Genomic DNA, 24,150 nt, shown 5'->3' on the forward strand with positions numbered 1-24,150 from the left:
AAGCCGTCTATCGTTGTTTTCGGTGTATGTGAGTCGGACTGCGTGGTCGGTTTTCATCGGCCTCAAACCAGGGTGCGACGAACCCTGGCCCGCACTGCGCTGCCGGGATAGAGAACCCTTCCGGATACCCTACATCCACCAGATACAGCCCATGGGGCGGTGCCGTTACGCCTGCAACAGTCCGGTCCCTGGTCTCAAGTATCTCACGAATCCATTCCGGCCGCTGCTTCCCCGTACCCACGGACATCAGTGCACCGGCGATATTGCGAACCATATGATGCAGGAACGCATTTGCCTGCACATCTATTACGACGAAGTCTCCTTTTCGGGTTACATCAATGGCTTCAAGGAACCGAATGGGCGATCTCGACTGGCAGCCAGCCGCGCGAAATGAGGAGAAGTCGTGCTCACCGCAAAGAAACTGGGCAGCCTGATGCATCAGCGTCGCGTCCAGTGGGCGAAACGTCCAGCTCACCTGACCATGAAGGATGCCCGGCCTTACCGCATGGTTATAGACCACATAACGATATCGGCGATAGGTTGCAGAAAAACGGGCGTGGAAATCATCCACCCCATTACCGGCCCAATGAACCGCGATATCCTGCGGTAATGAGGTGTTGATGCCCATGACCCAGGACCTGGGATTACGCACCGAGGGTGTCTCGAAATGCGCAATCTGGTAACTGGCGTGCACGCCCGCATCCGTGCGGCCCGCACATACAAGCTCAACAGGATGGTCAGCAACCTTTGAAACCGCCTGAGTCAGCTCTCCCTGAACCGACCGCACGCCCGATTTCTGATATTGCCAGCCGTGGAACCCCCGGCCATCGTATTCGAAGGCAAGAGCGACTCGCCCCGCCCCGATGGCGCCGTTAGTGGTCAGTGGTTGTGGCGTTACAAACAATGAAGTGTCCGGATTGGCATGCTGATAACATAAAACAAAACGCCGGCTTTAATTCCGGGCAGCCCGGTAGCCGGCGTTTTGTGTTCCCTGTGCTGATTATATCGAATCAGGACAGATTTTTAAGGAGATCCTGCGCTTCCGCTTTTTGCTCCTCATTTCCTTCCAGAGCCACTTCCTCAAGGATATCCCTGGCTCCGTCAACGTCGCCCATTTCCACGTAGGCTCTGGCAAGGTCAAGTTTGGTTGACGCTTCATCGGTGCCTGTCAGGAAATCGAAGTCATCGTCGTCGCCAAGATCGGCTTCATCGATGTCACCCGCACTGGAACCAGCCTTTGAGGATGCGGAGTCGGACGCCACAGGAGGTTCTCCTGATTCATCCTCCGCGGACTCAGCGGCAGCAAGATCATCATCGCTGAGCTCGGGAAGCTCGTCTTCCACTTCCTCGACGCCTGCGACGACCTCTTCCGGATCCGCAGGCTCCTCGCCAGTCAAGCCGTCCTCAAGACCGAGCTCCTCATCCAGAGGCGTGGAATCGTCCTTCTGAGGATTGGCGCTCGCATCGGTACCGGCGGAATCGCCCGAATCAGCAAACTCTTCCATCAGTGCAAGGTCCTCATCGGAAACATCAAGCTCAAGGTCGTCAAGTTCACTTTGTTCGTCATCGGCAGGCGTTTCATCTTCGCCGGCGACCTTATCCAGCTCGGCATCCAGCTCGTCCAGGAAGGATTCGTCCAGGGAATCCAGGTCTCCCTCTTCCTCAAGATTTCCTTCCTCCAGGTCTCCGTCTTCCAGAGACTCGCTTACCGAGTCCTGGTCCGCCCGATCATCAGTGCGGGTTGTTTCCAGCTCGTCGTCATCCAGCCCCAATGAGTCGAACTCATCCGATTCTTCGAGCGCTTCGCCGGAATCCAGTTCCTCATCCGCGAAATCAAGACTCAGATCATCGCCGTCATCGGAAGTTTCCAACTCCTCGATTGACTCATCCTCAAGTGAGAAATCGAAAGCGTCGTCAGTCTTACTCTCAGCCTCTTCAACAGCCCCTTCTTCCTTATCGGACGTGTTTTCAATGCCAGACAGGTCATATTCAATCAGGTCATCTGGCCCTGACTCCCTTTCGGAACCCTCTGAGTAGGCCTCTTCAGTATCATCCAGATCAGAGAGTTCCGTTTCCAGGCTGCCGAACTCATCCTCAAGCTCATCACCCGCTGAAGAGTCAGAGCGCTCTGAAGCAGATTCATCGAATACCGGATCCGCTTCACTTGAATCGGTATCGAAAGAGTCCGATCTCAACTGCGATTCGAGATCATCAATGCTAGGCATTGATTCAGCCTCTTCCAAACGTGCCCGCATCTCGTGCGCTTCGGCGATAGCCTGGTCGTCGCCCAGGGCTTCAACCTCACCAAGCTGCTTCTCAAAGGATTGCCGGTCCTGGGTATCCGCATAGACACCAAGCAGCTTCAGGCGCAGGTCTGTTCGGCTGGGTTCGCGGGAAATCGCGGTTTCCAGAGATTGTGCGGCCTGATCCATACGGCCATATGCGATGTAGGCGTCGGCTTCCGCCAGAGGATCACCTTCCGGCGCTTCCCCACCGTCTTCGTCATCCAGGGTGAGATCGAAGGTATCCGCCTCCGCATCCGTTTCACTGTTCAGCTGGTCGTAAAACGACTTCTCACGATTGGCATTGCGACGCGCCAGCAACAGCAGTAACAGCAACAGAACAACCAAACCGCCGCCGAGGGCTATCTGATACATCGGATTGTTGGTAATCGCGCTAATGATGTTGTCCGGGAAGCCTTTGTCGGGCTCCGCCGGCGATGCCGATGCCTCGCTGGCCGGCTGCTCGGACGCTGGCGCTGCTACCTCTGCGCCCTGCTGACCGGCCTCTCCCTCAGTGGTGGATCCGGCATCCATGCCATCGGACGCCACGTCGTCCTCTGTCATGCCAGCATCATCACCCATCGCAGGTGCGCCGGAACCTTCTTCAGCCTCCGCGACGGTTGCTTCATCCATATCGGTTGCTGCTGGATCAACCACTTCTTGGTCAGCAGCCATATTGCCCGCAACATCCGCACCTTCTTCAACCATATCAGCAGCGTCGCCATCGGAGGACATTTCTGAATCCTCCTGGGCTACCTGCTCAGGCAATGCCTCCGATTGCGGCGCACCTGCAGGATCGCCGCTGTCGCCTTCAGCCTGCTGCATTTCGGCAAGCTGGGTATTTTTCAGTTCGAGCAGGCGCTGAAGTGTTTCTACCTGGTCCTGGAGGTCATCAACCCGACCACTCAGCTCTTCGTTTTCTCGTCGGGCACTTTCGAGCTCTTCCATGGCAACGGCGGAGCCTGCGTCCACGCCGCCGGCCGTATCGCCGCCACCGCCAGCAGAACCACCGTCTTCAGCATCACGAGTGCCGCTATCTTCGCTTGCCAGCAACCTCAGTTCATCACCACCGGCCTGCTCACCACCACTCTGCCCAGAGGCAACTTCGGAATCGGTGGCATCCACGGTGCGCTGTGGAGTCGATAACGCATCGTTCTGCGCGGCCACCTGCCGGTTGGCCTCGGCCGGAGAGCGACTGCGGATCTGTTCGATATCCGGCACCCGCAGCACTTCACCACGCTTTAGTCGGTTGATGTTGCCCGCAATAAACGCGTCGGGATTCAGGTCCTGGAGTGCGAGCATGACCTGTTGCACGGACACACTGCTATCCGGGCGAATGCTCTCAGCAATATTCCAGAGGGTATCGGAAGACCCGGTGGGCCCGAGAGTCCTCGCACGTTGGGTAGTTGTGCGCCGGGGTTCCTGGGATGTCGACCTGGCCTGCTGTTGGCGCGCAGGCTCTGAAGCCTGGGGGGTAGCCGGAGCGGCAACCTCTTCCTGCACACCGGACTCCTCGGCATACACCGGGGGATCAACCAGCACCGCGTATTCCCGCATAAGCCGCCCATTGGGCCACGTTACTTCGAGAAGGAAATTCAGGTAGGGCTCCCGCAATGGCTCACGGGACGAAACGTTCACCACCAGACTGCCATCGCTGGCGGTGGTGACGCGGAAATCAAGTTTGGTAAGGAAATAGTTCCGATCGATACCCACCCGTTCATAGGCCGAATCGGGGGCGATGTTTACAAATACATCACCAGGGTCAACGCCCTCGCTTTTACGCAGACTGATATCTGCGTCCAGAGGCTCATTCAGATAGGACTGTAATTCAATCTCACCCAGACCCAGGGCCTGTGCGATGCCAGAACCGAGCCCTCCCGCCAGAGCCAGAGCAACCGCAAGCTTGCGTACCTTCATGCTTTTTCCTTACCAGTCTCCGTTATTCGTTACTGTTTTTTTCAAACAGAATCGGACGAGGTTGGATGACTTCCGTCTTGATTACTATCGTTATTATGTAAAGTTTTTAATATTCAGCCCGGCAAGTATTGTTGATAAAACCTCTTTTATCAATCAATCAGCCGCAGTCCTTGCACCATTTTTTCATAAATGGTCGGGAACATATTGTTACCGAACGATGATCCGGTATCCCTGAATGGCCAAAGTCCAGCCCCCAAGCACCCATACATGTGCAAAAACCCTTCTGAAAATAACAGGGGCGGAGGCGTATTTCAGCCTCCGCCCCCAGCCGGTTCTCTGAAACCGGACACAGTTGGCATAATCTTGCCCACTGTGGGACTAAGTTACTGCTCCTGCAGTATGCGAAGCATCCGCCGAAGCGGTTCCGCGGCGCCCCACAGCAACTGATCACCGACCGTGAACGCTGAGATATACTCAGGCCCCATGGTCAGCTTCCGGATACGGCCAATGGGAACACTCAAAGTACCCGTGACCTTCGCCGGGGTAAGTTCCCTAAGAGTGGCATCGCGCTCATTGGGAATCACCTTCACCCAGTCGTTGGCTTTCGCCAGGATGGACTCAATCTCGGAAACCGGAAGGTCCTTCTTCAACTTGATGGTCAAGGCCTGGCTGTGGGAACGCATAGCACCGATACGAACGCAGATGCCATCGATGGGAATCGGATTGCTGCTGCGACCGAGAATCTTATTGGTTTCGACGCCCGCTTTCCATTCCTCCTTGCTCATGCCGTTATCAAGCTGCTTGTCGATAAACGGAATCAGGCTACCTGCCAGCGGCACTTCGAAGTGCTCGGTGGGGAAACCGTCCGAACGCATGGTTTCGGTTACCTTGCGATCGATATCGAGGATAGCCGAGGACGGATCTGCCAGCCCATCACTCACGCTGCCCTTCAGCTCACCCATCTGATTGAGCAGTTCCCGCATGTTCTGGGCACCCGAACCTGATGCCGCCTGATAGGTCATGGGAGATACCCATTCAATCAGGTCCTGCTCCAGCAAGCCACCAAGGGCCAGCATCATCAGACTGACCGTACAGTTACCACCAACATAGTCCTTCACACCCTTTGCCAGCGCATCGTCAATCACGTTGCGGTTGACAGGATCGAGAACGATGACGGAATGATCGACCATTCGCAGCGTGGATGCGGCGTCAATCCAGTACCCCTGCCATCCGGCATCGCGGAGTTTCTGGTACACAGCGCCGGTGTAATCTCCGCCCTGACAGGTAACCACCACGTCCAGCGTTTTCAGGGTATCGATATCGAAGGCATCCTGCAGTGTAGGTACGCCCTCTTTGCCGACGTCCGGTGCCGGTTTTCCAGCCTGGGAGGTGGTAAAGAAGATCGGTTCGATATCTGCAAAATCGTTTTCTTCACGCATGCGCTGCATGAGGACAGAGCCCACCATACCGCGCCAGCCAATAAGTCCAACTCGCTTCATGTGCGACCTTTGAACCTCGTTTTATGCCCGCCCGCTACCTGTATCGCTGGCAGGGACAGGATGGATGATCCCGCGACAACCGCATCGCGCTGCCGTCGGGTCTCAAAAACTTGCCGGCCTCAGATTGCCAGCCTCAGAGTGCCGCCAGAACGGCATCGCCCATCTCTCGGGTCGATACTTTCCGGCCGTCAGCAGACATGATATCCGCTGTCCTCAGGCCCTGATCCAGCACTTTGCTGACGGCCGCCTCTATCGCCTCAGCGGCCTTTTCCTCGCCAAGGCTGTACCGCAACATCATTGCGCCACTGAGGATCGTAGCCAGCGGATTGGCTATGCCCTTACCTGCAATATCGGGTGCAGACCCATGACAGGGCTCGTACATACCCTGCTTCTCAGAGTTAAGAGACGCAGAGGGCAACATCCCGATCGAACCCGTCAACATAGCCGCTTCGTCAGAAAGAATATCACCAAACATGTTGCCAGTCACAATCACATCAAATTGCTTGGGTGCCCGGACCAGCTGCATGGCAGCGTTGTCCACGTACATATGGGAGAGCTCAACATCCGGGTATTCCCGGCGCAGGTCTTCCATGATTTCCCGCCACAGAACAGTCACTTCCAGCACGTTCGCCTTGTCGACAGAGCAGAGCTTTTTGCCACGCTGCTGTGCCGCTTCAAAGGCGACACGGCCAATACGACGAATTTCCGATTCCGTGTAGGCATACGTGTTGTAGCCCTGACGCTCTCCACTTTCCAGATCACGCACACCTCGTGGCTGGCCAAAATAGATGCCGCCGGTTAACTCCCGCACAATCATGATATCGAGGCCCGAGACCACCTCTGGTTTCAGTGAAGACGCAGAAGCAAGCTGGGGATACAGAATGGCCGGGCGCAGATTGGCAAACAACTCAAGGTTGGAGCGCAGCCCGAGCAGCCCCTTTTCCGGACGGCTGGCCATGGGGCGCTTGTCCCACTGGGGGCCGCCCACGGCGCCCAGCAGGATGGCATCTGCTTTACGAGCCTTGTCCAGGGTATCGTCCGGAAGTGGCGTATCCGTTTCGTCGATGGCCGCACCGCCAACCAGGGCGGACTCGAAGTGCAGCTCCAGACCGAATTGCTCGTTTATCTTACGCAGAACCTTTTCCGCTTCGGCAACAATTTCCGGGCCAATGCCATCGCCAGGGAGCATCAGGATAGATCGGGACATAGTGATTCCTTGAAGGTCAATTTGTTTTGGGAATACAGGGCGAATCAGCGACCGGCATCAAATAACCAAGGTGCAGTCTTGCGTCTCGACGCTTCGTAGGCCGTTATGACCTCCGCGTCTTCAAGCGTGACACCGATATCATCCAGGCCGTTCAGCAGGCAATGTCGACGGAAATCATCGACCTCAAAACTGAACGATTCGCCAGACGGCGTGGTAACGGTTTTGGCTTCGAGATCGATCGCCAGCTGGTATCCCTCTTCCGCCTCGGTTTCGTGAAACAGCCGGTCCACAATTTTTTCTTCTAAAACAATCGGCAACAAGCCATTCTTAAAACAGTTGTTATAGAAAATGTCGGCGAAACTGGGTGCAATGATAACGTGGAACCCAAAATCCTCAAGCGCCCAGGGGGCGTGCTCGCGGCTGGAACCACAACCAAAGTTGCGCCGCGCCAGAAGCACGCTTGCATTCTTGTAACGATCCTGATTAAGCATGAAATCAGGATTGATCGGCCGCTGTGAACAGTCCTGGTCCGGCTTGCCTTCATCCAGGTAACGCAGTTCGTCAAACAGGTTCGGCCCGAAGCCGGTACGCTTGATGGACTTCAGAAACTGCTTGGGAATGATCATGTCCGTATCCACATTGGACCGGTCCATGGGGGCAACGATGCCCTGGTGTTGCTTTAATGCTCGCATGGTGTGTCTCCTGTGGATCAGTTCATCATCTCGCGGACATCAACGAAGTGGCCGTTGATCGCCGCTGCAGCTGCCATGGCCGGACTGACCAGGTGGGTACGCCCGCCGAAGCCCTGGCGGCCCTCGAAGTTACGATTGGAAGTGGAGGCGCAGTGCTCTCCCTGCCCCAGTTTGTCGGCGTTCATGGCCAGACACATGGAGCAGCCCGGATCACGCCACTCAAGACCGGCGTCAATAAAGATCTTGTCCAGCCCTTCCTGTTCCGCCTGCACCTTCACCAGACCGGAACCGGGCACCACCATCGCCTGCTTGAGCGATGACGACACCTTCCGACCCTTCACGACCGCAGCTGCTTCACGAAGATCCTCAATGCGGCTGTTCGTACAGGAGCCAATAAACACGCGATCCAGCTTTATCTCAGTGATCGGCATGTTGGGCTTCAGGCCCATGTACTTCAAGGCACGAACAATTCCCTCACGCTTGATCGGATCGGCTTCCGCCTCCGGGTCCGGCACATTGCCGCCAACGCCGGCGACCATCTCGGGAGACGTCCCCCAGCTCACCTGCGGCATGATTTCGGAACCGTCGAGTTCAACAACCTTATCGAACACTGCATCGTCATCGCTGTGCAACGTCTTCCAGTATTCAATCGCTTTCTCGCGCATCTCGCCCTTGGGCGCAAACGGGCGATCCTTGACGTAATCAATGGTGGTCTGGTCGACCGCGACCATGCCCACCCGCGCACCGGCCTCGATGGACATGTTGCAGATGGTCATTCGGGCCTCCATCGAGAGACCACGAATCGCTTCACCGCCAAATTCAATCGCACAGCCCGTGCCGCCAGCGGTACCGATCTTCCCGATGATGGCGAGGACAACGTCTTTCCCGGTAACGCCGGGCCCAAGCTTGCCATTCACCTTCACCAGCATGTTTTTCATTTTCTGCTGAACCAGACACTGGGTGGCGAGCACGTGCTCGACCTCTGACGTGCCGATACCATGGGCCAGGCAGCCGAATGCACCGTGGGTGGAGGTGTGGGAATCGCCACAAACAATGCTCATGCCGGGCAGTGTCGCGCCCTGCTCTGGCCCGATCACATGCACGATGCCCTGGCGTTGGTCCTTGATCTTGAACTCCAGGATGCCGAACTCGTCGCAGTTCTTATCCAGGGTTTCCACCTGAATCCGCGATACCGGGTCAACAATGCCTTCAATGCCCCGGGCACGGTCGGTGGTGGGTACGTTGTGATCCGGCGTCGCCAGGTTGGCGTCCAGCCGCCAGGGCTTACGTCCGGCCAGACGAAGGCCCTCGAAGGCCTGCGGCGAGGTGACTTCGTGCAGCAGATGCCGGTCGATGTAAATCAGCGCGGAGCCGTCATCCCGCTGTTTGACGAGATGGTCGTCCCACAATTTGTCGTATAAGGTCTTGCCCGCCATGGTCTCTCTCACTCTCTGGGGGTTTCTGTTTTTTCAGTATGGCTCCATCTTAACGCCTAGCCTTGGATAACCTCAATTCATGTTTTTTATGTTGTGCATTCCAATTTAGAATATTAGGATTTGCTGGGACGTGCCTTAAAGCCGGGCCTGCATGCTGGGCGCGGGTCGCGTAGTGGCAATAGCCTCCCAAAAACGTGGAGCGCCAGGGATGGCGCGACCGAGCCCTACAGGGACGTATTCACGGGCGTTTTTTGGAACGGTCTTCCCGGCGTGTGACCTTCACCAAGGGCCGCAGTCAAAGAGGTAACCACAATGGATGCGAACTCCCTGAAAGCATTCCTGACAATAGTGGACCAGGAGTCATTCTCCGAAGCTGCGGAACTGCTACATTTGACGCAGCCAGCAATCAGCAAACGACTGGCAGCGCTGGAGAACCAGTTGGGAACGAAGCTGATCGACCGGAGCAATAGACAGGTCCGCTTAACGGACGCAGGGGCACGCCTGCTGCCCCATGCCCGGCGAATTCTGGATGAAGTGCACAATGCCCGACAGGCTCTGTCAGATCGCGAGGGATCGGTTTCAGGACAGCTATCAGTGATCGCCAGCCACCACATTGGACTGCACCACCTTCCTGCCTGGTTGCGGCGGCTGAACCGGGATTATCCGGAGGTGTCACTGGAGTTGCAGTTCATGGATTCTGAAAGTGCTTTCGGGCAGATGCGTAAACGTACGGCTGAATTGGCTTTCGTAACGCTCAGTGAAAGCATGGACCAGGCGTTCGACGTGCACGTGCGTTGGGAAGATGCCATGGCCTTCGTGGTATCGCCGGAGCACCCCCTGGCGACACTGGGCAACCCAGGGTTGGAAGACCTGTCTCGATACGACGCCCTGCTCCCGGAAGCCGGCACTGCCACCTACCGATCCATCAGCCGGCTGTTTCTTGACGCGAGCCTACCCCTGAAAATCCAGATGCCAACCAACTACCTGGAAACCATTAAAATGATGGCCAGTGTTGGGCTCGGTTGGAGCGTGCTGCCGGTAAGCATGGTCGACAACTCGCTCACCGTGCTTTCCGTACCCCATTCAGTAAGTCGCATCCTCGGCGGTATTGGCCTAAAAGGCCGGTCGCTGAGCCCCCAGGCTAAGGCGCTACTGGATATCGCTGCAGCCCTTCAGTAAAACCCGCAGCAACACTCACAGCGGCACCGATCCGTGCTCGGGAGGCGGCCTCAGGCCCCGCCAGGTGATGACAATAGCAATGGCCATGGCCGCCGCCCCGCCCCAGAACGCGGCCGAGGTACTGAAACCGTCCACCAGAAAGCCCGACAACCAGGCACCCAGTGCGCCACCGGCACCGAAGGTCAGCCCGCTGTAGAGCGCCTGCCCCTGGCCGTGATGATGCTGACCGAAGAAACCCTGGATATACTGCACCGAAATAGCGTGCAGGGCGCCGTATGAGGCCGCATGCAGCAACTGCGCGAAAATCAGCACTGCCACCACATCCGTCACTTCCGCGATCAACACCCAGCGGATCATTGTCAGCGCCAGAGCCGCAATCGCAATCTGCCGCACTGTGAAATTGCGAGTCAGCCGGTGCATCACCAGGAACAAACCAATCTCCGCAAGCACCCCTAGCGACCACAACAACCCAATCGCCAACTTACCGTACCCATGCTGCTCCAGGTGAATACTGAAAAACGTGTAGTACGCCCCATGGGACACCTGCAGCAGAAAGTTCATCAGAAAGAACGTTACCACCGCCGGGTGCGTCACAATCGCCTTCAGACTGCCCTTGGGCGCCGGCGGCTTACGCTCTCCCCGCTCCGACGGCACCAGAAACGCCGACACTGCAATGCCGGCAAATACCGGCAACAACAGCCACGGCAACAGAGTGATCGGGATGAGCTCAAGAATCCCGCCCACAAGCGCTACCGCACCAATAAACCCTACCGATCCCCACAACCGCACCTTGCCGTATTTTTCACGCTGCGTTCCCAGTGACCGCAGGGTGATCACCTCATAAAGCGGCAAAATCGCATTCCAGAAGAATGTAAACGCCAGCATCACCAGCAACAGGCCGTAAAACCCGGGCTCCATGAACACGCCGGCGAAGAACAGCGACCCTGTAATGGCACCAAACCGAACCAGCCGTACCCGCTGGCCAGTCCGATCTCCGAGCCATCCCCACACACTGGGTGCCACTATCTTGGTCAATTGAATCGTCGCCATCAGGGTGGCGATCTCAAGGTAGGAGAAGCCCCTGTCTTCCAGATACAGGGACCAATACGGCAACAAGCCGCCGAGGAGAGCGAAAAACCAGAAGTAGAGGTTTGAAAGGCGCCAGTAAATACGGATCTCTCCAGAGAGTTATCACAAATGCTCAATCGCTCCGGAGAATAGGGCTATTCAAAACCGTGGAGCGCCAGGGATGGCGCGACCGAGCCCTACAGGGACGTATTCACGGGCGTGTTTTGAATAGCCCTATTCTCCGGGGCAGGCACCGTTTGGCCAGTTCTGGCAGGTCAGTCGATGGTACTGTCAGGCCTGCCCAATATTAGGCGTAGACACAGTGACATCCCCATTCTGACCACGATGGCGCAGGTAATGATCCATCAACACAATGGCCATCATTGCCTCCGCAATCGGCGTCGCACGAATACCCACACAGGGATCATGCCGCCCCGTGGTAACCACCTCCACAGGATTGCCATGCACATCAATACTCCGCCCCGGCAACCGCAAACTGGACGTCGGCTTCAATGCAATACTGGCCAGAATCGGCTGCCCCGACGAAATTCCGCCGAGAACACCACCGGCGTGGTTCGACAGGAACCCTTCAGGGGTTAACTCATCCCGGTGCTCCGTGCCTTTCTGGTCAACACACCCAAAGCCGGCGCCAATCTCAACACCCTTCACGGCATTAATGCTCATCAACGCATGAGCCAGGTCCGCGTCCAGACGGTCAAAAATCGGCTCGCCCAAGCCAGGAGGAACACCCTCTGCGACCACATTGATACGGGCACCGATGGAATTGCCCTCCTTGCGCAGGGCATCCATGTAGGCTTCCATTTCCGGCACCTTATCGGCATCCGGGCAGAAAAACGGATTCTGGTGAACCTGATCCCAATCGATCTTCTCAACGCGGATCGGACCTAACTGGGAGAGATAGCCCCGGATCGTAATGCCAAGGCGCTGCTCCAGAAACTTCCGCGCAACGGCACCGGCGGCGACCCGCATCGCTGTCTCGCGTGCAGAAGACCGGCCTCCCCCCCGATAATCCCGAACGCCGTACTTGTGCATGTAGGTATAGTCGGCATGGGCAGGACGGAACTGCTCCGCGATCTTGGAGTAATCCTTAGAGCGCTGATCGGTATTTTCGATCATCAAGCCGATGGGGGTGCCGGTGGTCCTGCCTTCGAAAACCCCTGAGAGGATCTTCACCTCGTCCGCTTCCCGGCGCTGGGTGGTATGCCGCGATGTGCCAGGCTTGCGACGGTCCAGATCCCGCTGCATATCTGCTTCAGACAGTTCAAGCCCCGGAGGACAACCATCAATAATGCACCCGAGCGCAGCGCCGTGGCTCTCGCCGAAGCTGGTCACCGTAAATAATTTTCCGAAGCTATTTCCCGACATGATTCAGTATCTTATCCAGGGTATTTAATGTAGGTCTTCAGCAGTCAACAGAAACACACCGTCGCCGCCATTCTCAAATTCCAGCCAGGTAAACGGCATATCCGGATAGGCTTCCTGCAACGCCACCCAGCTATTCCCGACCTCAACAATCAAGAGGCCACCAGGGTTCAGGTAGTCGGCTGCCCTCGCGAGTATCCGATGGGCGATGTCCAGCCCATCTCCCCCGGCAGCAAGGCCAAGTTCCGGTTCGTGGCCATACTCCGCCGGCATATCCGCAATATCGTCAGCGTCCACATAGGGAGGATTGCTGAGGATGACATCGTATCGACCTTCGAGCCCATCGAACACATCGGATCTTACGGTGCTTACCCGGTCACCGACCTCGTGGTAGTCGATGTTGACCGCCGCCACGTCGAGGGCGTCGGTAGAGATATCCGCAAGGTCCACCTCGGCATCCTCGAAGACGCTCGCGGCTGCAATGCCAATACAGCCACTGCCAGTGCACAAGTCCAGGATTCTGCCCACGGGTTTGTTGCCCAGCCAGGGCTGCAACCCGCCTTGAATCAGCTCTCCCAGTGGTGAGCGCGGCACCAGCACGCGCTCATCCACATGAAATGGCAGCCCCATAAACCAGGCTTCCCCCAACAGATAAGCCAGGGGAACCCTGTCGTCAATACGCCGTTGCATGCGATCAAGGATCAGCGCACGTTCTTCACGGGTCAGCCGCGCATCCAGAAACAGGGTATTGTTTTCCAGAGGCAAATGGAGGCTGCGCATAACCAGCTGGACGGACTCATCCCACACGTTGTCCGTGCCATGGCCGAAGTAAAGCGGCGAATCGGCAAAGCGAGAAGAAACATACCTCAGGTAGTCTCTGACGGTATGCAGGTCATCAATCGGGTTACTCACGCACGCTCGTCCTGTTCGGAAATGATCAAAGCGTTGAATTATACGCTCTTTCCAGCACAGGCTGCAGCCCACCGTCGCAATTGCGGTTTACCGGGTCATATCGCCATCGGGCCAGAGCTGTTCTGGTTCTCTTCGTATCGGTCCAACGCGGCGGCCATGCGTTCCCGTCCAAGCTGAATCAATTCCGGCGCCTTGTGGTAGTCATAGCTGCGGCTGGCATTCTTGGGAATGTTCACCAGCAAATCGGGTGGATACCCAGCTATCTTGTATTGTACCAAGGCGCTTTGCATGGTTTCGACGGTCAGGTTCATGACATCGAACTTGCCAATACCCAGCTTATCCCAGTCAATGGTCTCGTGATCATCCTGATGTTTCTTCGGTTCCGATTTTATCGCGGGCGTCTTTTTATTGTGCTCGTTCTTCGCCACCGCCTTGCTGATTTTCTCTTCCGGTGAAGTCGACGAACCACCCTCTTTCTTGGTGCTGAAGGTCTTCAGGGCGTCCCAATCAAACCAGCGGGAGGCCTTGTCACGGATTTTTTCAACCCATTCCTCGGTATCACCGTCATCCTCGGGGTTTTCGAACGCCGCATCCGGCAATCGACGCCCGCGGTCATCTTCGCCACTGAGGTTTACAGCCACAATCATATCGGCATGAGAGGAAATGGTTGGAATGATCGGCAGTGGGTTGAGCAAGGCGCCGTCCACCAGCACGCGGCCGTTCAACACCAAAGGCGTCACCACACTGGGTATGGCAACCGATGCCCGGATGGCCTGATCCAGCGGCCCTTCCTGAAACCAGATTTCCTTGTGAGCAAGGAGATCCGTCGCCACAGCCGTATAGGCGATCGGAAGGTCTTCAATTCGGGTATCTCCAATCATTTCCCGCACCACGGAGAATATCTTTTCTCCACGAATGGCGCCGACGGAGCTGAAGGTCACATCCAGCAGTTTCAGCACATCGAACTGACCCAGACCGGTTACCCAGTCCTTGTAATCCTTCATCTTGCCGGCTGCAAACACGCCGCCGATCAAGGCTCCCATGGAACAGCCGGAAATGGCGACAATGTCGTAGCCCCTTTCCACCAATATCTCAATCGCGCCTATATGGGCATAGCCTCTGGCCCCGCCGCTGCCAAGCGTTAGTGCAACGGTCTTGCCCTTACCGGGGGCAGCCGGCCGGAGATCGCCTTTCTCGGACGTCGACTGAGCAGCAGATATACCGGTGCTCGTGACAATCTGGGAGATATCGTCTGCTGGCTTCTGCTCTTCATCCTGAAGCTCGGTCTCGGATGGCCCGTTCATCCCCATCACCTCGTAATCACCATCACTTCAACCCGGTCACCTTGACGGTCGGGATTTGGTATCACAACCGTGGGGCCAACCGTGATGATCATCTGGCGGCTTTCTGAAACGCCACTTTTGGCCAATACCTGGGAGAGTGACTGCGCAGCCGCTTCCGCCCGCTCCATAGACGCTTCCAGGGTTTCATTTTCCTTTAACTGGGAATAGGCCGTCAGTATTACCCGGGCATCGGCCTCGCCGGCCCAGTCATTGATGATGCGACGATCGGCCCCACTCCACTCAAAGCGGTAGGTGATGCCACCCTGCCAGGGCACAATCACCGGCCCCTTGATTCTCGCGCTCTCGTTGCCCATTCCGGGAATCTCGGTTCCCTGAGGGGCCACCAGATGTTCAACCCAGACAAACTGGCGCTGGTTGGCGCGGGTAACCGTATACACCAGCGTCAGCCACGGCTGACCGTTCTCATCGAGCGAACCGGCGACAAGATAGTCCTGATTGTTGTCACGCCCATAAAGACTGGATTGATCGAAAATCTGATTAGCCCATACATTGCTGCGGCCACAGTTCCGTCCAGAACACTCAAACAATATCTGGGCGCCGCGTGTCTGTAACTCCCTTAGATAGTGATCGCGAGCCTCTTCACGATTGGCGCCACCCTGGACTTCGAACAACTGCCCGAGACCCTTGACCGGGAGCCGGGCCATGGAGGCGGAGCGAATTTCGTTATTCACCTCACGGACCGGACTGAACAATACCAGGTGCCCCGGCGACTTGATGTTGATCTCCAGATCAAGACGCGCCTCCGGAAACGGTTCCGGCGGCGGCATCTGCGCCGACACCATGGCCGAAAACCCCATCAAAACGGCGGTGACCCATATTGCTAACGGCGACAAGCGCTTATTCTGCATCGTCTAAAAAGCCTCTGACTGCATCAATGACGGGCTCAACATCTCCGTCCAGGTGGCAATGGTGGCCTCCGGGGACGGCCACCACATCCAGGTTCGCGATGGCATCCAAGCGTGAATCGAGCTCGGGGCGGCTGGCCAGAAGCCCCTGCGTCGCACGCAGGAAACGCGTTGGCGTGACCACCTTTTTCAGGCAAGCGCTCACTTGCGCTTCGTCCATCATCATCATCGAAGGGTGACGCAAACGCGGATCGGTTTGCCATACAAAACCCTCTCCGGAGGGTTTCATGCTACGCGCAACCAGCATCCTCGCAGCTTCCGGCGACAGAGGGATCATACCGCCTTCCCGAGCCTTGGCTGCCAACTCTATATCAGGGTATACGACCGCTTTTCCGGAACCCGTCATTCGTTTGATGATCGACTTGCGCATCTGCTCGATCACCTCATCCGGTTTACGGCTGATCGGCCCTATGCTGTCGATCATGACCAACCGGTGCACCCTTTCCGGAAATGCCGCAGCGTATAGCACGCTGACAATCCCACCGAGTGAATGGCCCACCAGGTCAACCTGCCCTCCCGGCGAGTTTTTGAAATGGGTTTCAACCAGTTCCGCCAGGTCTGCCACGTAATCCATCAACTGGTAACCCTGGCCTTCAGGCCTGTGTCCGGAGTGCCCATGCCCGGCCATATCGAGGGAGTAGACGTCGCGATTGCCTGCCACTGCCGGGGCCAACCTGGCAAACGACAGGGCGTTATCCAGCCAGCCATGGATCATCAGTACCGGGCGGGTGTCAGAAGCTATGGCAGCCGGCCAGTGCAGGCCGGCAAGGCCAATGTGTTTAAGGGGCCAATTGATTTCCCGACACGTCGATGTCGTATCAGGCGGGGTTTCCAGAATGGTGTCATTCATTGAAGCGCTTACATGGTGTGGGTGGGTCGATCCGAGCTCAATGAACCCGCCAGATAGGACTCGATTTTGGTACGCGCGGTTTCGTCTTCACCGTCGAACTGCACGCCAATGCCAGCAGCACGGTTACCCTGGGCACCCTTGGGGGTAATCCAGATTACCTTGCCCGCCACCGGGATCTTTTCCGCCTCATCCATCAGATTGAGCAACAGGAACACCTCATCGCCCAATTGATACTGTTTTTGCGTGGGAATAAACAACCCCCCCTGCCGGATGTAAGGCATGTAGGCCGCGTAGAGTACCGCCTTGTCCTTGATGGTCAGCGTGAGAATGCCACTGCGTGCGCCAAAACCAGGCCCCATAGTAAACACCTTTCTCTGTATTGATAGCTCTGTATAGATAGCAACCGGATTGATAGCAACCGGAGTCAATAAACTCCTGATATTCCGCAATCATAGCAGTAGTTGTTAATCACTGCCCTATCCTGCCGCGCTATTGTCCGCTCCGGCTATCCCGGAGATCGCCTGCGACGCGGCATGAGTTTTTGCCACGCAATCAGCAACCGGCCGGCTTCCAGCTCGGGGTTTACGTTATACACGCCGGCCGACCTGGACTCGTGGATAGCATCCAGGAGCTCATGCGCCCGCCAGGACGGATTGTTTCTGGCAAGGAAGGTTAACATGTCCGACGCCTCGGCATCCCTAGGCTGTCCGCCGGCACCAATGCGAGCCAGGTCACCGGCCCAGCCTTCAAATAACCATAGAGCGCTCTCAAGCCCCATTGCCTTGAACGGTTTTGCGGCCTCGGAAAGGGTGAGCTGCCCCTTCATGAAACGGCGAAAATTGTCCAACGCTTCATCCCGCAGGCTAATAAACTCTCCGGTAGCGTATTCCAGGGCCAGCCGCGGCGCATTGGCTGCCAGTACCAGCGCCTTGGCGCATTGCTCCGGTGTTGGCCTGTCGTCACCATCCATCGCTTCGACCGCCGTCGCCAGCCAGCCCGCGGCCCGATCCTCGTTCGGCGTGGCAATCAGCAAACTCTGGCAGCGGGAACGGATGGTCGGCAAAACCGGTCGGCCACTTTCCTGCAGTAGCAGAAGCACCACATCCTCAGCGGGCTCTTCCAGGGTTTTCAGCAACGCATTGGCGGAGTTGATATTCAACTGATCCGCCCGATCAATGATGGCGACCTTGCAGGAGGCCACCTGGGGAGAGCCGACGGCGAATGCGGACAGCGCACGAATCTGGTCAATCTTGATCATCCGTGACTTTTCCGGCGTATAAAGCCGGATATCCGGATGGGTACCGGCGGCGGCCAGTTCACACTGCTTACACGTGCCACAAGGGGTTCCTGTGGCCATATCCGCTCTCTCACAGACCATTAGGCCAGCCAAAGCGTTGGCAAACAACCGCTTACCCACACCGTTCTCGCCCGTCACCATCAGGGCGTGGGGCATCCGGTTGCCGGCGATGCGCCCAAGGAGTCGGCTCCAGGCATCTTCCAGCCATGTCATGGTTGCTATGGATGCGTTCACGTATTCACCCCTTTGATGAACTGGTTGACGGTCGATCCGCCTGTCGTTTCATCGTGGCCAGCAACCGCTTCATTTTCGCCAGTTCGCCATGATGACCGGTTTCGGAATCCCGGCCATAGTAATGTTTGTTGATCAATCGGGCAAAAGCCGTTGCCGTGCCGGCCGCTGCAGGTTTTGCCTGGGCGAGCCTGGAGGCCAGTTGGGCGGGCGTTTCACCGTGACGCACCGGCACTCCCGCACGATCACACAACCGGTACCAGCGGCTGACGAGACGGCCGAGCGGATCCCTGCTTTCCACTCGGCGGTACTGCCAGGCGGTAACCAAACCCGCCAGTAACAGCGCCACGCCGACAATTCCCGCGGTGATATAGCCAAGCTCCCGCATTCCTATCCCCCCAGGCAAACGCGACATCAGGTCCATCTGTGACTGACCCTGATATCCGACAACCCAACGCTGCCAGTGGTAATTGATCTTATCGAGCTGCAGGGAAGCCCACTGCAGCACCGCCACATCGCCGTAGCGCTGCGGCGATGCCCAATCGTTCTCAAGGAACGAGCCTTCCTCAGCCACCGCCTCCCGCAGACCAAACTCGATACGCTCGGGAGCTATCGCTGCCGTTGGGTCCACCCGCACCCAACCCTGGCCGGGGAACCACGCTTCCACCCAGGCATGGGCATCGTACTGCCGCACGATCAGGTATTCGTCATCTGCGCCGGGCGACCCGCCCTGGTAACCGACCACCACTCGTGCCGGAATACCCGCTGCCCGCAACACAAACGTGGTAGCCCCGGCGTAGTGGGCACAGAAGCCCCGTTTCTCATCGAACAACAGGCTGTCGATGCCGTCCACGGGCATGGCGGGTGGGCGCAGAGTATAGAAATAGGGCTGCTCCCGAAAGCGGGTCAAAAGCTGTTGCACCACTGCCTGAGGGTTGTTGTCATGTTGATCTGCCAGTTGCTGCCCAAACGCCCTTGCCCTCGGGTTGCCGCTTTGCGGTAACTGTAGATAACGCTGAAGGTTATCGGTCTCCGCACTGGCGCCCTCCGTTGGCTGGTTCCCGACCAACTCCATTCGGTAACGGACTGCACTGTCAGCCGGCCGGTCAAACCGGAACAAACCCTCGTCCGTTCGCTCTACATTTTTGGAGACCGCCCTGGAGTCCTCCAGGGCAAAGGCCCAGGTCTGGTCCGTGGGCTCCAATAACACGTCATACTGGCTGGGCCCGAGCGGCCCCACGCCGCCGTCCACGGCAACCCGTCCCGGGCGACGAAACGGCTGAGCAAATCCCTGTTGCCAGGTCTCACCGTCCAGGCGATCCAGGATAAGCCCACGCCAGTAACGATCACGGTATGCCGGCAACTCGCCACCAAACGTGACGCGAAAGGCTCGTTCACTGCTCTGGGCGAGGCTGGAAATATCGCCGGGAGTCATGGTGTCGCTGATACCGGTTCGAGCTTCCCCTGAAACCAGCGGCACGCTCCAGAGAGGCGCCATGCGAGGGAAGAAAACGAACAGGAGCACCACAATCGGTAAGGTCTTCACCAGCATCAGCCCCAGACGCCGCCATCCCTTTTTCATGGCACCGGGAATGTCGGGCGCATTCACCACCTGCAGCCCGATCAACAATAAAGCTACGCCCGCAATGTTAATAACACTCCAGTGAATCTCCTGATGAAACAGAAAGTTGACCGTCGCCAGGTACACCAGGATAAAAAACAGCACATAGAAATCCCGGGTGGACCGGGTTTCAAGCCACTTAAGCCCCACCGCCAGCACAAAAAACGACGCGGCGGTATCAACCGTGAAGCGCCCCTGCACCGTCGCAAGATAAACAGCCACCAGTACCAGCATGATCCCGGTACGCATCCACCTTCCCGGTAACCTGACCCGCCCGGATTGCGCCAGCCAGCGCCAGCCAGCAAGTACTGCGCAACTGGCCACCAGCCAGATCGGTAATCGATCCCACTGGGGAATCAATAACAAGGCAAAGCCTGCGATCAGCCATATCAACGCGCGGCCGGATACCAATTCCGAAGTCTGCAACGAACTTGAGCTCTGGGAATTACTCAGAAACCTGCAAATCATGCCCGTCCCTCCCCGAAAACAGACGACGCAGAGGTCCGATTCCCAACCTCTTCGGAGCGGGTACCATGGGGCAGAGGACCACCTTCCCTTGGTTGTTCAAGGCCAAAGATGGCCAGCGCCTTGAGGCACCGATTGGCGTGAGCGGCACCGGTGTCCGGTTCGATCACCTGCCCCGGCAGGTTCAGCCCGAAACGGCTGTTGTTGCGGGCCCGCTCAATCACCTGATGGGCCAGGTAGCCCAGACGCAGCTCACGGTCCACGCCCCTAAAGGCGTCATAGTCCAGCCAGTGGGGGCTGCCCTGCTCACCCTCCCAGTCGGTAATCACCATTTCACCGGTACGCGCGTATCGTTTCCACTGAACCCTCTGGCTCAGATCCCCTTCCCGCCAGGGCCGAATGTCCGCATGGTCGTTGCCATCCGTCGAGCGGGCTTTCGATTCTTCCTCCCCATCCTGAACCGTGCTGGCCACATCCGGTGCAGCCAGCGGGCTTGGGTAGACAATGCCGGACGAGACCGGGCGCAGCCAGGACCAGGCCTTGAAAAGGCCAAAAGGAAAGCGGGTTTCCACACGGATACGCTCCGGCTGCAGGTAGCCACGTTGACAGGACGGTATGGCCAGGGTCATGTCCTCCTGCTGCCCGGCTGGCACGTGTTGATTTTCGAGCTGATTGTCATCGCAGAACAGGGATATCGCCAGCGAGTCATGACGGGGCGACACAGCCCGTAAACGGAAGGGTATCGTATCGCCGGCAAAGCCATCACCGGCCTGTATCAGTGTCAGTTCCAGCCCCGACAGGTTTCGGTGGGTCTGGTGCATGGCCGCAACAACCACTGCGCCCAGTAAGAATGTGAGCAGGTAAATCAGGCTGTTCTGGTAGTTAATACCGGTTATCAGCATGATCAGCAGCAGAGCGGCAAACACCATACCGGCGCCCGTGGGGAGGATAAAAATATTACGCTGACCGAATACCCGCTGATCGGCTCGCGGAATCCGCTGGTTGACCCAGCGCTGTACTCGCGAACGAAATGCCTTGAACATAAGTGCCCTGTTACAAACCTGAATGAATCACGCCCTTTATATAAACACGTTTGTCTGGATTTACAGAAGAATACTGACAATAGTCCGATTCTGATCACAAACGCCACACAATCACCTTGAAATCCGGTTCTTTGCGCAGAATACTGCCAGTAAGGAGCCTACTGACAGCAGTTCAGTGTTGGAAGCGCCTCCATTTCGCGTTTGGACACGGCAAGAGGCTACGTCATGACACGCCGAGCACCCCTGTACATTGCTCTGGCTGGTACCGCCAGCCTGGCTGCTTCATTTACGTCCCCGTTAATGGCCGGGGTACAGGCCCTGACGTCGGATGAGATGGTAGAAACCTATGTAAAGGATTCCGCTGTCATCGTGGTTCCGAAGGAACGGCGGAAAACCGACGCCGATCGGCAGCGGATCATCCGCTCACTGACCATTTCGCCGGGTGAGCCGGTGCTAACGGAAGCGGAAGAAGAAGCCTATCGCGAAGCTCTTGAGCGCTTCGAACGGGAAGGCAAGAAAGGCGCCCTCGAGAGCGCGGAGGAGGAATTCCTCCGCCGTGCCCTGCTGCTACCCCAGGAAGAACTTGCCCGGGCGCAGCCACCGGCGGAGTTCACCCCGACCATTCCGCCCATTATTTTCGGGCAGCAGGCCCAAATACCGGATGAACCGTTCAGCCAGACCTTTCTGAACGATCAACTGGGGGTTGGGTTTGATGGCCAGAACCTGAATTTCACCATCGGTAACCCACCGGGCGTTGATACGATCCAGGTGCCACATGGCATTAACGAAGGCCCGATCACACTGACGCCCCGGCCCGGTGGCGGGTTTGATCTGTCCATAGCGGTGCCGGATCGCTAAGGCTGTCTCTACAGGCCAGAAACACAAAGAGCGGTGACTCGTTGCGAGTCACCGCTCTTTTTTTGCCAGTACTTTAAACCGGCATAAAAAACGCCCCGCAGGGCGGGGCGTTCACACCAAAGGTGTTACGCGATCAGCTTAGTGACCGTATACAGCCAGCTTGGTGTTGCTGATGTGCAGGTTGTCGATACCGATGGTACCGATGTTTGCACCGCCGATGTTGGTTTCGGCAACGTTGATGTCCATCAGAACGTCATCAACATCTACACGCAATACGCCAGTCTTTGTGGAAGCACCCAGGCCGTTGCCTTTGTAGATGTCCAGACCAACAATCGCGAAGCCAGCCTGAGCCAGACCAACTTTACGCTGCTCTTCCGGAGTCAGGTTGGCAGGATCTTCACCAAAGATCTGAGCAAGGCCGGCTGCACCAAGTGCTTCACCGCCGGACTCAGAGCCCTTGATGGTCATGCCTGCGATGCCGACACCCAGGAAGTCAACGTCGAAGCTCATTTCTTCAACGGTGAACGCAGCGTCGATGTTAAGAGTACCAGTACCAGCCTGGCCATCTACGTCGTCAGTGTCGACAACGATGTCCAGAGCGCCGAGAAGACCCCATGCGTCCATGTTGGAAACGAGAACGGTGTTTTCGCCGCCGTTACCTTCAAGCTCCATGGAGCCAGCAGTCATACCCCAGTCGATGGGAATCGGGTTACCACTGCCATCAGTTTGGAGAGAGCCAACGTGAATGATCGCGTCGCCATCGTCAGCGATGTCGATGTCAATTTTCAGTTGGTCCAACAGGGCGCCGGCGCCGGTAGCCGCAGCATAGTCTGCAGCAGACTGTGAACTACTGGCCAACGCACCACCCAGCTCAATGTCCTTAACGGCGAAGGTGCCTTCGTCCGTGTAGGTGAACTGACCAATGCTTACCTGGGTTTCCAGTTCGATGGTCACACCGGCCTGACCGGTGACGTTACCCATCATGCTGTCGTCCATCGCCTGCAGCTCGGCTTGAGCGGCGAAGGGCGCAGCGGCAACGGCTGTTGCCAGTGCAATTTTCTTCAGGCCTTTCATATTGTTCTCCTTGATTGAACTTATTGTTATCCGGTTGAACGTTTTAACCTTGTTGTGAGGCTCAACCTCACCACTCCATTTAAGATTGTTTTACAGTCCGGTTCCGTGAATGCATTCACAAATTGTCACAAAACAACTCACCCAGTAATAAACCGATTATATATTCTTTAATATCAGCTAGTTGAAGAATCGCCGTCACCCTTGTCGTCGTAAAATATCTGGAACGGCTTTTCCTGCGACATTGGTTTTCCAAAGCTGGCTTTTCCGTTTTCAAGGTTGATGGGGATCAGCTTGAAACCCGAAATACCAAGACGATGTTCGTGCTCAAGAACCAACGCACGGATGGTCTCTCCGTCTTTCTCAACGCTGCCTGGGTATGCGATCGCAGACGCATGGATTTCCCCGCGGCGGGCAATCGATTTCAGACCTGCGCGATACATCAGTACCTTGACCTGCCCCGGTGCTTCCTCAGCCTTTTCCTCCAGCCTCATTTGCTGGACCTTGTCGGACTTCATCACCATGAACGCCATTGGACGGAAAATGCCGGCTTCCTCAAGTTCTGTACCGGCGTTTTTAACCACCGAGTCGGTCAGTTCCGTGAGGTGTCGCTGCGCAACCGCGACGACCGCCGCCAGATCCTTGTCGTCCAGCTTGCCATCCGACAGCACATGATCCTCCCGATCAATCGCATCCTGCGCCAACGCCGCCGTGGATAACGCAAATCCTGCGATCATCGCCAAAACAAATCGCTTACCAATGCCGTTACAAGTCTTCATACTGGTTACTGCCCTCAGGATTATTGTTTAGAATGCACCGGCCCAGGCCTTCCCAAGCCCGAAATCAGGTGACTTGCCGCACAGGCTACCG

The 24,150-nt window shown here is 57.0% G+C and carries 20 protein-coding genes; 2 read left to right on the plus strand and 18 right to left on the minus strand.

The features are described 5' to 3' along the window. Positions 1-7: 7 nt before the first annotated feature. The 6 genes from truA to leuC all read right to left on the minus strand — a co-directional run bounded on the left by truA (position 8) and on the right by leuC (position 9,033). Positions 8-904, minus strand: a complete 897-nt coding sequence (gene truA, locus AC13D2_RS13755) for a tRNA pseudouridine(38-40) synthase TruA (RefSeq protein WP_300494505.1) — start codon at positions 902-904, stop codon at positions 8-10. Between the two features lie 106 nt (positions 905-1,010). Beyond that, positions 1,011-4,199: a FimV/HubP family polar landmark protein gene (locus tag AC13D2_RS13760; protein WP_482938771.1), complete on the minus strand. Its 3,189-nt coding sequence runs from the start codon at positions 4,197-4,199 to the stop codon at positions 1,011-1,013. A gap of 383 nt (positions 4,200-4,582) precedes the next feature. Continuing rightward, positions 4,583-5,698 (minus strand): aspartate-semialdehyde dehydrogenase, encoded by a 1,116-nt coding sequence (gene asd / locus AC13D2_RS13765; RefSeq protein ID WP_292050147.1) that lies wholly within the window; start codon positions 5,696-5,698, stop codon positions 4,583-4,585. 133 nt (positions 5,699-5,831) lie between these two features. Next, on the minus strand, positions 5,832-6,905 hold the full coding sequence (gene leuB, locus AC13D2_RS13770) for a 3-isopropylmalate dehydrogenase (protein WP_292050146.1): 1,074 nt from the start codon (positions 6,903-6,905) through the stop codon (positions 5,832-5,834). A gap of 44 nt (positions 6,906-6,949) precedes the next feature. After that, the gene (leuD, locus tag AC13D2_RS13775) at positions 6,950-7,597 is read right to left on the minus strand and encodes a 3-isopropylmalate dehydratase small subunit (protein ID WP_292050145.1); all 648 of its coding nucleotides are present in this window, start codon (positions 7,595-7,597) and stop codon (positions 6,950-6,952) included. 17 nt (positions 7,598-7,614) lie between these two features. Beyond that, entirely contained in the window at positions 7,615-9,033 is a 1,419-nt protein-coding gene (gene leuC / locus AC13D2_RS13780) for a 3-isopropylmalate dehydratase large subunit (protein WP_292050144.1), read from the minus strand. A gap of 312 nt (positions 9,034-9,345) precedes the next feature. On the opposite strand from leuC, the gene AC13D2_RS13785 reads away from it, so the two are divergent. Next, positions 9,346-10,212: a LysR family transcriptional regulator gene (locus AC13D2_RS13785; RefSeq protein WP_420388865.1), complete on the plus strand. Its 867-nt coding sequence runs from the start codon at positions 9,346-9,348 to the stop codon at positions 10,210-10,212. A 15-nt stretch (positions 10,213-10,227) separates the two neighbouring features. On the opposite strand, the gene AC13D2_RS13790 is transcribed toward AC13D2_RS13785, so the two are convergent. The 10 genes from AC13D2_RS13790 to AC13D2_RS13835 form a co-directional block, all read right to left on the minus strand. Continuing rightward, positions 10,228-11,388, minus strand: coding sequence for an MFS transporter (locus tag AC13D2_RS13790; RefSeq protein ID WP_482938868.1), 1,161 nt, complete (start codon positions 11,386-11,388; stop codon positions 10,228-10,230). A 183-nt stretch (positions 11,389-11,571) separates the two neighbouring features. Beyond that, a complete protein-coding gene (aroC, locus tag AC13D2_RS13795; RefSeq protein WP_482938772.1) occupies positions 11,572-12,666 on the minus strand; it encodes a chorismate synthase in 1,095 nt (364 codons plus the stop codon). 24 nt (positions 12,667-12,690) lie between these two features. Then, positions 12,691-13,575, minus strand: coding sequence for a 50S ribosomal protein L3 N(5)-glutamine methyltransferase (gene prmB, locus AC13D2_RS13800; protein WP_036205478.1), 885 nt, complete (start codon positions 13,573-13,575; stop codon positions 12,691-12,693). Between the two features lie 95 nt (positions 13,576-13,670). Continuing rightward, positions 13,671-14,885, minus strand: a complete 1,215-nt coding sequence (locus AC13D2_RS13805) for a patatin-like phospholipase family protein (RefSeq protein WP_482938773.1) — start codon at positions 14,883-14,885, stop codon at positions 13,671-13,673. Continuing rightward, positions 14,885-15,787, minus strand: a complete 903-nt coding sequence (locus tag AC13D2_RS13810; RefSeq protein WP_292050139.1) for a DUF4892 domain-containing protein — start codon at positions 15,785-15,787, stop codon at positions 14,885-14,887. The genes AC13D2_RS13805 and AC13D2_RS13810 overlap by 1 nt, the downstream gene beginning before the upstream one ends. Next, the gene (locus AC13D2_RS13815) at positions 15,777-16,694 is read right to left on the minus strand and encodes an alpha/beta fold hydrolase (protein WP_482938774.1); all 918 of its coding nucleotides are present in this window, start codon (positions 16,692-16,694) and stop codon (positions 15,777-15,779) included. Before AC13D2_RS13815 ends, AC13D2_RS13810 begins: the two co-directional genes overlap by 11 nt. A gap of 8 nt (positions 16,695-16,702) precedes the next feature. Continuing rightward, positions 16,703-17,053: a PilZ domain-containing protein gene (locus AC13D2_RS13820; RefSeq protein WP_482938775.1), complete on the minus strand. Its 351-nt coding sequence runs from the start codon at positions 17,051-17,053 to the stop codon at positions 16,703-16,705. A 146-nt stretch (positions 17,054-17,199) separates the two neighbouring features. Further along, complete coding sequence (gene holB, locus AC13D2_RS13825; protein WP_482938869.1) at positions 17,200-18,204, minus strand: DNA polymerase III subunit delta'; 1,005 nt, start codon at positions 18,202-18,204, stop codon at positions 17,200-17,202. A gap of 25 nt (positions 18,205-18,229) precedes the next feature. Continuing rightward, the gene (locus tag AC13D2_RS13830) at positions 18,230-20,311 is read right to left on the minus strand and encodes a transglutaminase TgpA family protein (protein WP_482938776.1); all 2,082 of its coding nucleotides are present in this window, start codon (positions 20,309-20,311) and stop codon (positions 18,230-18,232) included. Next, positions 20,308-21,351 (minus strand): DUF58 domain-containing protein, encoded by a 1,044-nt coding sequence (locus tag AC13D2_RS13835; RefSeq protein ID WP_292050136.1) that lies wholly within the window; start codon positions 21,349-21,351, stop codon positions 20,308-20,310. The genes AC13D2_RS13830 and AC13D2_RS13835 overlap by 4 nt, the downstream gene beginning before the upstream one ends. A 225-nt stretch (positions 21,352-21,576) precedes the next feature. Between AC13D2_RS13835 and AC13D2_RS13840 the strand changes: the two genes are divergently transcribed. After that, positions 21,577-22,209 carry a hypothetical protein gene (locus AC13D2_RS13840; protein ID WP_482938777.1) on the plus strand — a complete coding sequence of 211 codons (633 nt, stop codon included), beginning with the start codon at positions 21,577-21,579 and terminating at the stop codon, positions 22,207-22,209. Positions 22,210-22,347: 138 nt separating this feature from the next. Here AC13D2_RS13840 and AC13D2_RS13845 read toward each other — a convergent pair whose 3' ends face one another. Then, positions 22,348-23,283 carry a DUF6160 family protein gene (locus AC13D2_RS13845; RefSeq protein ID WP_292050134.1) on the minus strand — a complete coding sequence of 312 codons (936 nt, stop codon included), beginning with the start codon at positions 23,281-23,283 and terminating at the stop codon, positions 22,348-22,350. Positions 23,284-23,456: 173 nt separating this feature from the next. Next, positions 23,457-24,059: a hypothetical protein gene (locus tag AC13D2_RS13850; RefSeq protein WP_292050133.1), complete on the minus strand. Its 603-nt coding sequence runs from the start codon at positions 24,057-24,059 to the stop codon at positions 23,457-23,459. Positions 24,060-24,150: the final 91 nt, after the last annotated feature.

This window comes from Marinobacter sp. B-12 (assembly GCF_056857915.1).